Source organism: Bradyrhizobium sp. 62, from assembly GCF_023073035.1.
In the GTDB taxonomy this organism is placed as follows: Bacteria; Pseudomonadota; Alphaproteobacteria; order Rhizobiales; family Xanthobacteraceae; genus Bradyrhizobium.
In genome coordinates, this window is the sequence record NZ_JADPIT010000015.1 from 1294907 (window position 1) to 1308654 (window position 13748).

Consider the following 13748-nt stretch of genomic DNA (forward strand, 5'->3'; position numbering starts at 1 on the left):
GTCTCTGGAGCCGACCCGGCGGCCCGGATGACGCTTCGCTCCATCCAGGCTACGGATTTCAACAGCTCCTACCTGAGCCCGAACCACAAGGTCGCAATTCCCAGGAAGGAGAAGAAGCCGACGACGTCGGTGACCGTTGTCACGAACGTGCCTGACGCCACCGCCGGATCGGCTCGCACACGTTCGAGTGCCATCGGGATCAGGATGCCGCCGAGCGCGCCGGCGAAGAGGTTCACGATGATCGCGAGTCCGATGACGATGCCAAGGCCCGGGATCCTGAACCAGGCCACCGCAGCGACGCCCGTGATCACGGCAAAGGCGAGACCGTTGACGAGGCCGACCAGACCCTCGCGCACCACGACGCGCCATGCATTGGAGGAGCCGAGCTCGCGCGTCGCCAGCGCCCGCACCGCGACCGTCATGGTCTGGGTCGCGGCATTGCCGCCCTGGCTTGCGACGATCGGCGCCAGCACGGCGAGCGCCACCATCTTCTCGAGCTGGCCCTCGAACAGGCCGAGCACGGAGGACGCCAGAAAGGCGGTGGCGAGATTGACCAGCAGCCAGTTGAACCGCGCGCGTGCAATGGTGAACACCGTGTCGGACAGCTCTTCGTCGCTGTTGACGCCGCCGAGCGCCTTGAGGTCCTCGTCCGCCTCTTCCTCGATGACGTCGACAACGTCGTCGACGGTGATGACGCCGACGAGGCGGTCCTGGGTGTCGAGCACGGGGGCCGCGACGAGGTTGTACTTGCCGAACATGCGGGCCACCTCCTCCTGGTCCTCCAGGACGGAGACGCGGCGGCGATCCTCGTCAGTCAGCTCGGCAAGCGCCACCGGGCGGCGGGCACGCAGCAGCACGTCGAGCGAGACCGCGCCCTGCCAGTGCTGCTCCTTGTCGACCACATAGATCTCGTAGAAGCGGTCGGGCAGATCCGGCGTCTCGCGCATGTAGTCGATCGCCTGTCCCACCGTGAAATCCTGCGGCACCGCGATGAACTCGGTCTGCATCCGGCGACCGGCGGAATTTTCCGGATAAAGCAGGCTGCGCTCGAGCACGACGCGCTCCTTGAGCGGCAGCTTCTCGAGGATCTCCTCCTGATCGGCCTGATCGAGCGTTTCCAGCAGCTCGACCGCGTCGTCGGATTCGAGCTCGCGCACACCTTCCGCGACCGTCTGCGGCGGCAGTTCCTCGAGGATCTCCTCGCGCACGCCCTCGTCGAGCTCGTTCAGCGCGGAGAAGTCGAAATCGCGTCCCGTCAGCTCGACCAGGCGGACCCGATCGTCGGGCTCGAGAGCCCCGATGAGATCGCCGAGATCGGCCTCGTGCAGCTCGGCAACGCAGGCCCGCAGCGCGGCGCTGTCGCCGGCCTCGATCGCATGGGCAATTTCCGCGACGAATTCGTGACGAATTTCGCCGTCTTCATTGCGCATCGGCACGTGGTCGAGTACCGATTCCGCGGCAGACGCGGCACCGTCCAGATGTTCATCCATGGCGCGCCTCGCCGTCCGACAGGTTGGAACGAGTGGTCTGAGCTGTTGGTTCAGGCAATACCCACAAGGCAACTCTGAGCGCAATGACAAAGATGCTTCGACTGAGGTGGGCCTCGATGGCGGCCGGCGCAGCCCTCGCCGCCCTCACCGGCATCGCCTCGACTGAAGCCGCCGAGTGCCCGCGCAAGGACGCGCTCGGCACCTCCCGCATTCTGAGCGTCGACGCCAAGACCACGCCGCGCGTGGGCCTGAAGAGCTTTCCGCAGACGTTGGCCCTCGCCGATCACGAGGTCGTGCTGACCTTCGACGACGGACCGCATCCGCCGACGACCTCGAAGGTATTGGCGGCGCTGGCGCAGGAATGCGTGCGCGCGACTTTTTTCCTGATCGGCCTGCACGCCTCGGAACACCCCGACATGGTCAAGCGCATCGCCCGCGAGGGCCACAGCATCGGCCACCACACCTTCTCGCATCCGTTCATGGCGCGGATCCCGCTCGACAAGGCGAAGAGCGAGATCGACCGCGGCATTGCCGCCGACGAGATGGCGCTGCACGGCACGCCGACGACGACACCCTCGACGCCGTTCTTCCGGTTTCCCTATTTCGAAGCGACGCAAGCCGAGCTCGACCTGCTCCAGTCCCGCGGCATCGTCGTGTTCGGGGCTGACCTGTGGGCCAGCGACTGGAACGAGATGACGCCGGAGCAGGAATTGAAGCTCGTCACCGAGCGCCTCGCCGCCGCCGGCAAGGGTATCATCCTGTTCCACGATCCCAAGGCACGCACGGCCGCGATCATGCCGGCCTTCCTGCGGTATCTGAGGGAGAACGGCTATCGGGTGGTTCACGTCGTGCCGGCGGGCACATCGCAGAAGAGTGCCGACGCGCATTGATGCCGGAATGTCACGCCGGCGCAAAATGGGGTGATTTGGGCCCTATTAACAGTCTGTTCATGCTACGCCATGCAAGTATTTAGGGGACTTGCAACGGCAAAGGTTCTTGCGCCTGAACCGTTTGCTGATGTCTCCGACCTACTATGGCGGCAATCGCGCAAGAGGGCAGACGGGGTTCATGATCGGAAGCAGCGTTGTTGCCCGGACGCGATCGTGGATCGTCCTTTGCCTTGGCGGATTCCTTGGCGGATTGCTTGGTGTCCTGACCATCGGCGCGCAGGCGGCCCTTGCGGCTGACTGCCCCGGCCATCCGGGCGCGCTCGGGACCTCCCGCACCCTCGTGGTCGATCCGCACGAGCATCCCCGCATCGGCACCATGCAGTACCGCGAGACGCTGCCGCTGAAGGACCATGAAGTCGTCCTGACCTTCGACGACGGTCCGTTGCCGAAATATTCCAACCAGGTGCTGCAGATCCTCGCCGACGAGTGCATCAAGGCGACCTTCTTCATCATTGGCGAACAGGCCAAGGCGAACCCGGAAGGCGTGCGCAAGCTGGTCGCAGCGGGCCATACCGTCGGCACGCACAGCATGAACCATCCGCTCACAATGGACCGGATGCCGCTCGACAAGGCCGAGGCGCAGATCAATGGCGGCATCGAGTGGACATCGGCCGCAATGACCGATCCGTCCAAGCTCGCGCCGTTCTTCCGCATTCCCGGCCTGATGCGCGCCGACGGCGTCGAGAACGTTCTGATCTCGCGCGGGATCCAGGTCTGGAGCGCCGATTTCCCGGCCGACGACTGGCGCCATGTGTCGTCCGACCGCGTCTATCAGCTCGCGATCCAGCGGCTTGAGGCCAAGGGCAAGGGCATCCTGCTGCTGCACGACATCCAGGCCCGCACCGTGGCGGCGCTGCCGAAGATCATCCGCGATCTCAAGGCACGCGGCTATCGCATCGTGCACGTGGTGCCCGCGACCCCCGAGCAGCCGGCGACGCCGACAACGCCGGTCGAATGGCTGCTGCATCCGCCGACCGAGACCACACCGATCGCGCGCTGGCCGGCCGTGCCGAACTTCGTGTTCGCGCAGACCAAGATGCTTCCGGCACCCTCGCTGGCCGACCTCAACGCACAGGCCGCGCACCAACCGCTGCTGCCGCACAAGACCATGGCGCTCGCCAATGTCGCGGCCACCCTGCCCGTGCCTGGCCGCGATCTCTTTGCGATCCCGGAAGGCTCGGTCGAGGTGCTGCTGTCGACGACCTTGTCGCGGCGCGCCGCGACGCGCCTGGCGATGGCAGCCGAGACGCCCCGCGCGGCCAAGAGCAAAGCCGGCAAGTCGCGCGCTCCCCGCACCGCGCACGCTGTTCATGGCACACCGAAGCATGCCGCAGAGGCCGAGGGCACTACCCCCAAGAGCACTGCGCCCAAGAGCGCCGCGCCGCGCCCGACCCGCGTGGCGAGCCTGAAGAAGCGCGCGCAGTAGAGCTTACTGTCGCATGATGTTGGCGACGCAGAGCAAGACGATCAGCGCCAGGAAGAACAGGTCCATATAGGACTTGACCTCGCCGTCGCGCCGCAGCCGGGCGACGTCAACCACGACCTGCCTGCGCGCGTTCGTTCCGCCCGCGCCGTCATTGATCGGCCCTTGCAGCCGCTTGGTCTCAGCCTCCAGCCGCTCGATCTTCTGGTAGAAGTAAAACGCCCGGAGCGTCGAAGCTGCGCGCATGCCGGTATAGACCAGCACCAGGATCGCGATGATCGCCCGGTTCTGGTACTTCTCCATGAAATTCAGGCTGAAATAGACCATCGCCATGAATGCGAAGTTGGTCACGAAGCGATAGACGAAGCTTAAAAAGACCATGCGGGCTCAAGCCTTGGAGGGTGGCGCAACCGGACCGTGTTGCAAATGCGGGAATCAGGAGCCCAGACCGGAACAGCCGGCCTGAATGCCATGCAGGCCCGTCTACGCCAACTTTGTTTCAACGAAGATACTATTGCCCCTGCAATGCCGCCTTTTAGCCACGTCCGGCCATAATGCAAGCCGGAGCAAGGCCGCCGGTGCCTTCCGCGCGCCTGTTGGCTGCAACGGCTCCTTGGAGATTTCGCGGAAGTCCCGATAGACTGGGGCCGCCACATGTGGGGTCTGCCGATGCCGAAGAAGGGAATCACCGGCCACGACGACTGGGTTCTGACCGAGGCGCTGGCGACTGCGCTGGTCGCGCTGGAGCAGCTCGACACCAAGCACCAGCCGAGCGCGCATATGGACGACATCCGCAAGGTGCTCTCGAACGGCAAGGAGCCGGCGGCGGTGAGCCTGCATCTCGCACAGGCCAAATGCCGGCTGTTTCCCGACCTCGATCCGCTGGAGATCTACCGGGAATACGGCATCGGCGAAGAGTATGGCTGAGAGCGCCGTTGACCGGCCGGACCTAAGGTCCGCCGGCGACAGATCCGGCGATCACCATGACCAACGCGGCCAAGTCGATCTTGCCGTTGACGATCAGCTCCTCCGAGGCTTTCGCGTCGTCCGCCCGTTCGACCTTCAGCGATTGCGGCCGGTTGGCCGCCTGCCGCTTCAGCTCCTCGACGATGGCTTCCGTGAGTTTCTCTTCCAGCATGGGCTTGTCCTCAGGCCGCCATCGCACGGCAGGATTGTGCGCAGGAGCGGCACATGGCGACGCACTCCTCCATGCCGCCGACCCGCTCGCAATCCTCGGCGCATTCGCTGCAGATTTCGGCGCATTCGCCGCATGTGTGCCGGTGATGCGGCGTGTTGATCAGCATGAAATGCGCCGCCGTCCGGCACATTTCGGCGCACGCCATCATCAGGCGGAAATGCTTGGGCTCGACGTGCTTGCCGCCGGTCTCGAGGCAATGGTTCATCGCGGTGCCGAGGCAGGTCTGGTAGCAGCTCATGCAGAGCGCGATGCAGCGCGTCATGTCTTCGGATTGAGCCATCCGGTGTCTCCAATGCTCGCCCCCTGCATGGGTCAACCAGTGGGATGTTGCGATCGTTCCTGCCGTCCTGCCGATTGTGACACCGGGGAACTTCGCGAAGCTAGCCGTAACGCCTCGCGCGCACCGCCCGGTAGCGAGCATCGGTCTGCGGCTTGATGAACAGCGCCGCCACGCTTGGATGGCGTTTGCGTATCTCGGCCTCGATCGAAACGACGCATCGCTCGATGTCGTCGGCGCGCTTGTCATCCGCAAATTCGATGCTGAGGGCCGCAACGATCTCGACCGGCGACAGCTGCACCGTCAGAAGACCGTTGGCCCTGAGCACGCCGGGCGAACGTCTTGCGATGTCGAGGACCGATCGCGCAAGTTCCGGATCGGCAGGCTCGCCGATCAGCAGGCTCTTGCTCTCGCGCGCGAGACCGATCGACACGATCGCCAGCAAGATCCCGATCAGGATCGAACCGATCCCGTCCCAGACCGGCTGGCGCAGCCATACGGCCGCCGCGGTGGCCGCCGCGGCAATGGCGATGCCGACCAGCGCCGCGCTGTCCTCGAGCAGCACCATGAATGCCGGAGGATCCTTGCTGCGAACGAAAGCCTGGTAATAACCGAACCGCCGGCCGTCCGGGCCGAAGCGCCGCAGGGCAACCAACCAGGAGCCGCCTTCAAACAGGAACGACAGCCCGAGCACCACGAAGCTGACGATCGGACTTTCGATCGGCTCGGGTGCGGCGACATGCAGAATGCCCTGATACAGCGAGACACCGGCGCCCAGGGCGAAGATCAGCAGCGCAACGATGAAGCTCCAGAAATACAGCTCGCGCCCATAACCGAGCGGATGGGATTCGTCGGGCGAACGGCTTGCGCGCCGGTAGCCGTAGAGCAGCAGGATCTCGTTGGTCGTGTCGACGAGCGAATGCACCGCTTCGCTCGTCATGGCCGAACTTCCCGTCCAGGCGGCGGCGCCAATCTTCGTGACCGCGACCAGGACATTGCCGAAGAGCGCCGCATAGACCGCGGTCTTCGAGGATGATTCTGTTGCCAATGTCCGATACCCCGCTCCTCATGCCAGCCGCCGCGGCAAGCTGTGATGGATGGTGCAGGCGGCGACCGCGGCGTGGCCGAACGCGACCGAGATCTGGTGCAGGTCGGTAACGACGTCGCCGATCCCGTAGAGCCCATCGACTGAGCTGCGCTGATGGTCGTCGACTTTCAGGTAACCCTCCCCGGTATGCTCGGCCCCCAGCTTCATCGCGAGATGCGAGCGCACCTCCGCACCCATCGCGGGGTAGACCATCTCGAATTGCGCAGTGTGGCCTCCTGCGAAGACGGCTTCGATGCTGTCGTCTCTCCGCCTCAGGCGCAGGCCGGGCGCGACGACGATCTCGACACCCGCTTCATTCAGCTCCTGTGCGGCGGTCTTCCCGTCATCCTCGCCCGTTGCCAGCAGCGTCACGTCGCGCGAGTAGCCGCGCATGAAGAGCGCCTTGCCGGCGGCGCGGTCAAGCGGACCGACGATGCCGATACGACGGCCGATCGCCTCGAAGGCGTCGCAAACGGGACAGTAGCGCAACAGCCCGTCTGCGACCCCCGCTCGCCATTCGTCGAACGGCGGATGGGCGTCGACGATGCCGCTGGCAAGGATGACGGTGCTGGCCGCATGCGCGCCGCCGTTCCAGATCGCCTGAAAACCGTGATCGTGTCGTCGCAAGCCGGTGACCTCGGCATCAACGCGCGTGACCGCGAGCTCGCCCAGTTGCGCGGACATACGCGCGAGCAGGTCAGTGCCGGACAGGCCGTGGACGAAGCCCGGCACATTGTGACTGCGCGGGATCAGCGCCGCCCGGCTCGCGCCTGCGTCTACGACACAGACGCGGCGCCGAAATCGCGCGAGGTAGATCGCAGCCATCAGCCCGGCGGGGCCCCCGCCGACGATCAGGCAATCATACGGCTGATCATTCGCCGTCATTTGGGGTTTGGGTCGGACAGGCCCGCACCGGGCTCGCGAAGCTGCCCGCTGCGCACCAGCCGGACTGCATTGCCGAGGGCGCGCGCGACGTTCTGCACCTCTGTCTGGAATGCCCTGTCGTCATCGAGGTCGCAGTGCGAGGTGGCGTATGGCTCCATGTAGCCGACATAGCCATCGAGCTCGGCGAAGCGGCCCGCCGAGATCAACTGCATATCGGTCAACCAATCCGACAAGGCCCGGCGCACGCCCTCGGCACCGACCGCATCGCCGTGAACGACGAGGCCGAAATGACGGCCGGCGAGATGGCGCGGATAAGACCAGCCCTTCAGCTCCAGCGCCTTGGCTTCGTCCGCCTTCTTGCCGTGGGTCGAGGTCGGATCGGGATTGCCGCCGTCGGCGCAGACCATGCGATCCATCATCGCCTTCAGTCCGGCGGGCACGTGATACCAGTTCACCGGCGTCACGATCAGGATGCCGTGGGCGGCGACCCACAGCGGATAGATATCGTTCATCCAGTCGTCGGTCTGCCCCAGCGAATAGTTCGGATAGCAGCTGCACGGCCAGTGGCAGAGCGGCATCGCGGTTCCGACGCAGGATTTGCAGGGATGGATCGTCTTGCCGAACTCCGAAGCCAGGCGCGACAGATCGAGGATGTCGACGGCAAACCCAAGCTCGGCAAAGACCGGCTTGGCGAGCTCGACCAGACGCCAGGTCTTGGACATCTCGCCGGGACAGGTGTGCTCGCTGCGGGCCGAGCCGTTGATGATCAGGATGCGCGGCGTCTCGTCCGCATCGTCATGGCGTCGCTGCGCCGCCAGGATCTTCGCGCGCGCATCAAGCCAGTCGACGGCGATATCGTAACCGGGATCGGCGAATCCCGCGCCCGCCTTTCGCGTCAGCGGGGCCTTGCGTGAACCGCTGTAGGCATCCCAGGCCGCGCCGACGATCGCGTCGAGCTCGCGCTGGAGCGGTGCAAAGGCGGGATCGACGAACCGGCTCCGGTAGCGGCGCTCGAACGCCTCGCGCGAGAGCTTGACGGGCGGCATCCCCTTGCGAATGTCGGCTTCCGTCATGCTGGCTCCTCGCGAGGTCGGTACAGTCGACCAACCCGGGGCGCAGCGCGCGGTTCCTCGTCGCTCTCCTCTCGTCGCTCTACTGGCGAACAACTTCCAGCGGCACATCGAATTGCGCGATGCGCTGGTCCAGCCGCCACAGTTCGATGCGGTGCACCAGCACGAGCGAGGCGGCCTCGCGCTTGGCCTGCTCATCATTGTCGCAGACCAGGTTGATGCATCCAAACACATGCCCGTCCGGATCGATCTGGAAAGCACGGTAGTGCTTGATGCTCCGCATCATCATCATCCTCGTCTCGGGTAGACGGGTTCGCTCAACCAGTCCGTCAGGTTCGAGGTCACTTCGTTCTGCATGGCGCGCCGAAGCAGCATGTCGCGCTCCTTGCCGGGCGGCAGGCTGCGCGCGCGCTCGCGGGCGGTTTCGGCGAATGCCGCTAATCGCTCCTGGAGCGATTGGGTTTGTTTCCTGCGGTTGCGTTTGGCGGTCATTGTACTTTCACAAAACCCTTTGGATGGAAGGAAATTGGCCCCGGCGGGAGGTCGGCGCCGGGGCCGGAGTTTCGTGCCGGTTGGGGCGGCCCAGCCCGGCAGCGTTCAGAGCTTCGGCCGCAACCGCAGGTTCCTGCATTTCAGTAAGTTAACGGTGCGTGATTTTGCGGTGCGAAGGACAGCGGCCGAGCAGCGCCGGACGCCCGCAGCGGGGCGCCATGGGGCGCGTGCTGCACGTTCACTTCGTCGGCTCCTATTCCGGCGGCACAAGGTGTTGGGCGGGCTGCTCTTCGCGATCGTCGCGAAGAGCCTTGAGCTCCGCACGCAACATCGCACTTTCCATCACCACGCGGCGCACCTCGCGCTTCGCATTTTCAAGCTGATCCGCGACCGCTCTGTGCTGCGCCCGAAGGACGCGGCTTGCTTCGATCGCGCGCTCAGCGCGGGAAAGGAGGACGTCGTTCATGGAGGGAGAGTATAAAAGCTTCGCGACGAAGGCGCCTTTACGTAAGTTACGTAAGTTGCTCAAAACCAGCCGTCCGCTCAAAAACAGCCGCGAACACTAACCTGGATCAAGTACCTCGGAACACCCGATCGGATACCGGACCAACGACCGTTCCCAGGCGAGAAAGCGCTTAGGCCCGTCGATAGAGTTGCAGATAGCTCGGCGAGAACAGCGCCGCGTCCTTGAGCGCATCGAGATCGGTGATGGTCAGCGTGCGATCGCGCAGCACGATCAAGCCGGAGGCACGCAACTCCTGAACCGTGCGGTTGAGATGGACCACCGACAGGCCGGTGGCGTCCGCAAGATCCATTTGCGTCACCGGCATCACGCAGGAATTGCCCTCGACCATGCCGACAGGACGCAGCCGCTCGATGATTTCGCAGAACAGATGGGCCACGCGTTCAAAGGCCACCCGGCGGCCGAGGTTGATGGCCCATTCGCGCTGGATCGCGTTGTTGACGAGCGTCTCGCACCAGAACGCTTCCGCGAGCCCACGGTCGGCAGCCACCAGACCCTCGAACCGCGCGCGCTTGATTTCGGTGTAGACGACCGGCGTCATCGCCGCGATGGAATGATCCATCACCGACAGCAGGAACGCGTGCGCGTCGCAACTCTCGCCGGGAAAGAGAAAATTGACGATCTGGCGCCTGCCATCCTCGAGCGTCTTGTAGCGGCAGAGCCAGCCCGACAGCACCAGGCGCACGCTGTCGACCGGATCGCCCTCCGAGATCAGATCCTCGCCCGCCCCTGCGCGCTGGATTCCCTCGAGCATTGCGTATTCGAGCGAGGTGCGGGCCTCGGCCGACAACGATCTCAGCACGTTCAGCCGGCGAATGACCGGATCCAGCAGGCTGCGATCTAGCGTCGACAAGGGCATCAGTTGGCTACCGCCGGTGTATGAAACGCGCGCTTGCTGAGGGGAATGGCGATCGTGCATTCCAGTCCCCTCGGATTGAATGCCATCGTGGTCTGCCCCTTGAACTCGAACGCCAGTGTGCGCTCCAGGAGCTCGGTCCCAAATCCCTTGTGCGGCGGCGGCGCAACCGGCGGCCCACCGCGCTCCCGCCACTCGAATACCAGCTCCGCCGGCTCGGTGCCCTGCTCAATGCGCCAGGAAATCTCGATGCGACCCGTCGGCCGGCTCAGGGCGCCATATTTCAGCGCGTTGGTCGCGAGCTCGTGAATGGCAAGCGCGAAGGTTTCCGCGGCCTTCGAGTGAAAACGCACCGTGGGCCCGCTGACACGCACCTGCTCGCCTTCTCTCGCATTATAGGCCAGCAGCTCCTCGACCGCGAGGTATTCGAGATCAACGCCGCCCTCGGGGTCGCGGGTCACCAGCGCCTGGGTACGGGCGAATGCGTTGAGCCGGCCGTCGAGGTGGGAAGCAAACTCCTCGACCGTCGAGCTCGTATCGGCCGTGCGACGCGCGATCGAGCGCACCACGCCGAGCGTGTTGCGGACGCGGTGCTGGAGCTCGGCCAGCAGCAGGCGCTGCCGCTCCTCGGCGCGGGTAATGGCGGTGATGTCGACGAAAGTGATGACGACCCCGGCGATGAAATTGTCGATACTGCGATAGGGCAGGATGCGCACGATGTAGCGCGTGCCGCCGTCGGGGTCCCTCAGCTCGCGCTCGGCGATGGCGAGCGTGCGCAGCACGCCCCGAATGTCGTCATAGAGCTCCTCGATCGGGATGCGCGCCTTGATATGCGCGATGGGACGGCCCGTGTCGGTTTCGACGAGATGCAGAATTTGCGTGATCGCCGGCGTGAAGTTCATCACCCGCAAATCGTTGTCGAGGAACACGGTCGCAATCTGGGTGCTCTCCAGGAAATTCTCGAGGTCGCTGGTGGCGCGCGTCAATTCCTGGACGCGGTGGGCCAGCTCGCCGTTCACGGTGGTCAGCTCCTCGTTGACCGACTGCAGTTCCTCGCGCGAGGTTTCGAGCTCTTCGTTTGCGGACTGAAGCTCTTCGTTGAGCGACTGGTATTCCTCGTTCGAGGACTTCAGCTCCTCGTTGGTGCTTTCGAGTTCTTCGATGGTCGCCTGAAGGCGCTCCCGCGTCGCCCGCAGCTCGCCTTCGATACGCTCCACATGCTCGGTCTGCACCAGCGCATTGGGCTGGCCCTCTTCGGGATCAATGGCGCGGACCGGGCCTTCCTTGAACAGGACGACGAAATTGCGGTGGCCGCTGCCGCCATCCTGAATCGGCTCCACCGTGATGTCGACGAGAATGCGATGGCCGTTGGCGCCGAGTTGCACCTGCACGACATGGGCGGCCTCGTTGGTCTCCGTCGCGCGACTGAGCACCGCGCGCAGTTCCAGGCGGAGATCGCGGTGGACGAGTTGGAGCAGGTCTAGCGTAGCGACCCCTGCCGTCGGTTCGATGAAGCGGCCGGTGCGCCCGGAAAAATGCAGGACCTGAAAATTGCCGTCGATGATGACATAGGCCGGCGAGTAGCGTTCCGCGACCCGCTGCGCGCGGCGCTCCAGCCCGACGTCGGGGCGGAACGAGCGCGCCGGCACCACCTCGAGGGTTGCCCTCCCCGCAGCGGTCGTGATTGGAAATTCCGGCGGCAGCCGCGTTCCGGTCTCGAGCTTCTTGAAGATGCGGGCGCGGCGGTCGATCGGCACGAACAATTTTGGATGCCGCGTCACGTTCTCGGAATTGCCGAGGAACAGGTAGCGATCCGGCAGAAGTGCGAAATGGAATAGCGGGATCACCCGGTTCTGCAGTTCGGCATTGAGATAGATCAGCAGGTTGCGGCAGGAGACGAGATCGAGCTTGGAGAACGGTGCGTCCTTGATCACGTTATGCTGCGAGAAGATGCACATTTCGCGCAGCTCCTTGACCACGCAATAGGTGTCACCCTCGCGCACGAACCAGCGCGCCAGCCGCTCGCTGGTCATGTCCGCCTCGATCTTGGTGCGGTAGCGGCCGACGCGCGCGGTCGCCAGCGCCCGCCCGTCGATATCGGTAGCGAAGATCTGAACCTGCGGCGCGGAGTCCATTTTTGCCATGTGCTCGCGCAGGAGGATACCGATCGAATAGGCCTCCTCTCCAGTGGCGCAGCCGAGCACCCAGACGCGAACCTGCTGGCCCGCGGTCTTGCCTTCGAAGATCTTCGGGACGATCTGGCTCTCCAGCACCTCGAATTCGCGCTTGTCGCGGAAGAATTCGGTGACGCCGATCAAGAGATCGTTGAAGAGGTGCTGCACCTCGTCCTGGTCGTTGCGCAGGAAATCGACATAGGCGGAAATATCGGCGATCTGAACCACCTGCATGCGTCGCTGCACGCGGCGCAGAAAGGTATTCTGCTTGTAGCCGTGGAAATCATTGCCGGTCTTGCTGCGCAGGACGTCGGCAATGCGCGACAGCGAGGTCGCCGCAGCGGCCAAGACCTCGTCGAACCCCTGCTTCTCTTCCAGCCGCCGCAGATGACGGGCATAGACCTGGATGTGCTCGGCGATGTCTTCGGCGGTCAGCACGTAGTCGGCGATCGCGGCCGGCGTATCGGCGTCCTTCAGATGATCCGCCTCGTCGCTCGCGCCTTTTTCGGCGATCGCGAGACCACCGTGATCCTTCAGCGTCGCAGTACCCAGCGTGCCATCGCCGCCGATGCCTGACAGGATCACACCGATCGATTGCTCGGCGCGTTCTTCAGCCAGCGACACCAGGAAGCTGTCGATGGTGGCCCGCTCGCCCGGCGCCTGCTCGGCCTCTCGGACTGCGAAGCGCCCGCCACGGATGGTGGTGATCATCGCCGGCGGGCATAGGTAGATCGTGCCGCCCTCGATGGTCTGGCCGTCGCTGATGTCGGCGACCTTGCCGCCGCTGGAATTCTGCACGATCCGGCGCAGCCGGGGTTCATCGAGCGCCTCATGATGTTGAAGCGCCAGCACGACGGCCTGGTCGGCCCCAAGGGTCAACTTGCCAAAGAAGCGTTCGATGCTGCCCAGAGCGGTCGGCGGGGCACCCACCCCGATGATCAGCGGGGAGTTGATCTGGCGCTCTCTTTCGACCGACTGGTCGCCGACTTCATGCATGGTCTTCGGTGGCTCTCATTCAGTGCCGGGACCGGATGCCCGCTCGCCGCAATAGCAGAATTGACGTTATCTCAACAGGTGAAAGGCGGAAATGCCACGCTGCGTTCCATACAGCGAGCGTCGTTGTCAATTCCCGACCACGGGCCCATAGTTGCGTGCGGCAGGAGCCTTAGGATGCAAACGTCCGACGAACTCGCGGCCCTGATCAGGCGGGCCGAGGATGCCACCGCGACCGCCCGCCGGCTGCTCCGCGAGAACGACCGTTTGCGCCGCAACGTCGAGCGGCAACTCGACTTCATGTATGAACTCGGCGCAGATTTCGGGCGG

At 64.7% G+C, this 13748-nt stretch carries 15 protein-coding genes; 3 read left to right on the forward strand and 12 right to left on the reverse strand.

Annotation, left to right across the window (positions count from 1 at the left end; all coding sequences use genetic code 11):
• Positions 1 to 68: 68 nt before the first annotated feature.
• Positions 69 to 1490, reverse strand: coding sequence for a magnesium transporter (gene mgtE / locus IVB47_RS16780; protein WP_027567370.1), 1422 nt, complete (start codon positions 1488 to 1490; stop codon positions 69 to 71).
• A 116-nt stretch (positions 1491 to 1606) separates the two neighbouring features.
• On the opposite strand from mgtE, the gene IVB47_RS16785 reads away from it, so the two are divergent.
• Positions 1607 to 2380: a polysaccharide deacetylase family protein gene (locus IVB47_RS16785; RefSeq protein ID WP_027567371.1), complete on the forward strand. Its 774-nt coding sequence runs from the start codon at positions 1607 to 1609 to the stop codon at positions 2378 to 2380.
• A 178-nt stretch (positions 2381 to 2558) separates the two neighbouring features.
• On the forward strand, positions 2559 to 3866 hold the full coding sequence (locus IVB47_RS16790) for a polysaccharide deacetylase family protein (protein ID WP_247462713.1): 1308 nt from the start codon (positions 2559 to 2561) through the stop codon (positions 3864 to 3866).
• A 3-nt stretch (positions 3867 to 3869) separates the two neighbouring features.
• On the opposite strand, the gene IVB47_RS16795 is transcribed toward IVB47_RS16790, so the two are convergent.
• Positions 3870 to 4244, reverse strand: a complete 375-nt coding sequence (locus IVB47_RS16795) for a hypothetical protein (RefSeq protein ID WP_027567373.1) — start codon at positions 4242 to 4244, stop codon at positions 3870 to 3872.
• 288 nt (positions 4245 to 4532) lie between these two features.
• Here IVB47_RS16795 and IVB47_RS16800 point away from each other — a divergent pair, with 288 nt between their 5' ends.
• Entirely contained in the window at positions 4533 to 4790 is a 258-nt protein-coding gene (locus IVB47_RS16800; RefSeq protein WP_247462715.1) for a hypothetical protein, read from the forward strand.
• 22 nt (positions 4791 to 4812) lie between these two features.
• Here the strand turns inward: IVB47_RS16800 and IVB47_RS16805 are convergent, their stop codons facing one another.
• From IVB47_RS16805 to IVB47_RS16850, 10 genes are all read right to left on the reverse strand, one after another.
• Positions 4813 to 5001: a hypothetical protein gene (locus tag IVB47_RS16805; protein ID WP_247286900.1), complete on the reverse strand. Its 189-nt coding sequence runs from the start codon at positions 4999 to 5001 to the stop codon at positions 4813 to 4815.
• 10 nt (positions 5002 to 5011) lie between these two features.
• Positions 5012 to 5341 carry a four-helix bundle copper-binding protein gene (locus IVB47_RS16810; protein ID WP_027567375.1) on the reverse strand — a complete coding sequence of 110 codons (330 nt, stop codon included), beginning with the start codon at positions 5339 to 5341 and terminating at the stop codon, positions 5012 to 5014.
• 100 nt (positions 5342 to 5441) lie between these two features.
• Positions 5442 to 6386: a cation diffusion facilitator family transporter gene (locus IVB47_RS16815; RefSeq protein WP_247438037.1), complete on the reverse strand. Its 945-nt coding sequence runs from the start codon at positions 6384 to 6386 to the stop codon at positions 5442 to 5444.
• 18 nt (positions 6387 to 6404) lie between these two features.
• Positions 6405 to 7310, reverse strand: a complete 906-nt coding sequence (locus tag IVB47_RS16820) for an NAD(P)/FAD-dependent oxidoreductase (protein ID WP_247462717.1) — start codon at positions 7308 to 7310, stop codon at positions 6405 to 6407.
• Positions 7307 to 8383: a flavodoxin family protein gene (locus IVB47_RS16825; RefSeq protein ID WP_247462719.1), complete on the reverse strand. Its 1077-nt coding sequence runs from the start codon at positions 8381 to 8383 to the stop codon at positions 7307 to 7309. Before IVB47_RS16825 ends, IVB47_RS16820 begins: the two co-directional genes overlap by 4 nt.
• 79 nt (positions 8384 to 8462) lie before the next feature.
• On the reverse strand, positions 8463 to 8672 hold the full coding sequence (locus tag IVB47_RS16830) for a hypothetical protein (protein WP_247361717.1): 210 nt from the start codon (positions 8670 to 8672) through the stop codon (positions 8463 to 8465).
• Complete coding sequence (locus IVB47_RS16835) at positions 8669 to 8872, reverse strand: hypothetical protein (protein WP_247286906.1); 204 nt, start codon at positions 8870 to 8872, stop codon at positions 8669 to 8671. The genes IVB47_RS16830 and IVB47_RS16835 overlap by 4 nt, the downstream gene beginning before the upstream one ends.
• A gap of 253 nt (positions 8873 to 9125) precedes the next feature.
• Positions 9126 to 9419 carry a hypothetical protein gene (locus IVB47_RS16840; protein WP_247462721.1) on the reverse strand — a complete coding sequence of 98 codons (294 nt, stop codon included), beginning with the start codon at positions 9417 to 9419 and terminating at the stop codon, positions 9126 to 9128.
• An 88-nt stretch (positions 9420 to 9507) separates the two neighbouring features.
• Positions 9508 to 10254 carry a Crp/Fnr family transcriptional regulator gene (locus IVB47_RS16845; RefSeq protein WP_247462722.1) on the reverse strand — a complete coding sequence of 249 codons (747 nt, stop codon included), beginning with the start codon at positions 10252 to 10254 and terminating at the stop codon, positions 9508 to 9510.
• Positions 10254 to 13421: a CheR family methyltransferase gene (locus IVB47_RS16850; protein ID WP_247361723.1), complete on the reverse strand. Its 3168-nt coding sequence runs from the start codon at positions 13419 to 13421 to the stop codon at positions 10254 to 10256. Before IVB47_RS16850 ends, IVB47_RS16845 begins: the two co-directional genes overlap by 1 nt.
• Between the last annotated feature and the right edge of the window lie 327 nt (positions 13422 to 13748).